General features: G+C 49.7%; 1 protein-coding gene. It reads right to left on the bottom strand.

Annotated features, from left to right (window positions below):
* On the bottom strand, positions 1-1082 hold a 1082-nt coding region (locus tag LZD49_RS35355; protein ID WP_234673371.1), incomplete at its 3' end, for an AraC family transcriptional regulator.
* Between the last annotated feature and the right edge of the window lie 37 nt (positions 1083-1119).

Here is a 1119-nt window from a genome sequence, read left to right as displayed (position 1 = left end):
CGCCAGGCGATTTTAAAATAGTTGTGAAGCATAAGGGGATGTAAGCTAGATATATTGCGATTTGAGATTTCACTAGCCCTGGTTGTTGGGCTTTCCGAACGCAATACTAAGGGCTGGATCGGCAACCGAGGTCCCAACTCATCAATTGGCACCTCTTTTTTTAGGCCGTTTTTGTATTCGACAGGCGTTTGGCCCGTAATCTCCTTGAAAACCCGGTTGAACGTCGTTTTGGAATTAAAACCCGACTCATAGGCAATGCCCAACAGGGTGAGCCGGTCATAGGCCGGATCGCGTAGTTTTCGAGCGATTTCACGAACCCGAAACTCATTAATAAAATCGCTGAAGTTCTTGTCTAGCCCTATGTTGATGATCCGGGACAACTCATGGGGATGAATCGCCAGTTTCAGAGCCAGCTTGGTCAATGTCAATTCAGCATCCTCGTAAAGGTGGTTTGCTGCCACCACTTCCGTTAACTTTCGGCCTTTCTGCCTGACATCCGTTCGATCAGCGATTGGCATCGTTAGCCTGACCGGGCTATCCGATTTGAGGACCACCTCTGCGGCCATTCCCATCAGCACAAAAGCAGTAGCCAGAAAGAACGAATCACTCACTAACGTTAACAAGCAGGACGAGCCGAGCAGGACCAGGGCTTTGTCCAGCCCGCGGAAAGCTAAACGCGGCCTGTCCATCAGCACGGGTCGCTGTCGACCATAGAACACTTGTATGAGTCGGTGAGCGGCGTACAAATAGAAGGTGACCGAACTGATGACGAGCCAGACCGGCATCCAACCTACTCCCAGCAGTGGACAGAAATGGAGCCAATCTTTTCGTTGAAACCGCCACTCCGGGCGTGTCAAGTGCTTGGTATAAAAAAACAACAGTGGCCCCAATGCCGGTAAAAAAACCGCTGAAAGCCCACCGGTTTTTAGTACGATCACACCAAGCGCCAAACTTAAAAACAGGTTAGCCCTTTGGCTTGGTCTTTTAGCGAACCCGACCAATAGCGCGAGCGTCAGCCCAGAGAATAAGGTTCCCAGGGAGGCCAGATCGTATAAGCTTATATGAAAAAATTCGGTTCTCAAGTGTTTACGAATTGCCAGTAGCCATGTTCTGAGTTTT

Origin of the sequence: Dyadobacter sp. CY261, from assembly GCF_021440085.1 — a bacterium.
Classification (GTDB): Bacteria; Bacteroidota; Bacteroidia; order Cytophagales; family Spirosomataceae; genus Dyadobacter.
Note: the sequence above shows the minus strand (reverse complement) of the source record. Positions and strands in the feature narration are given on the sequence as shown.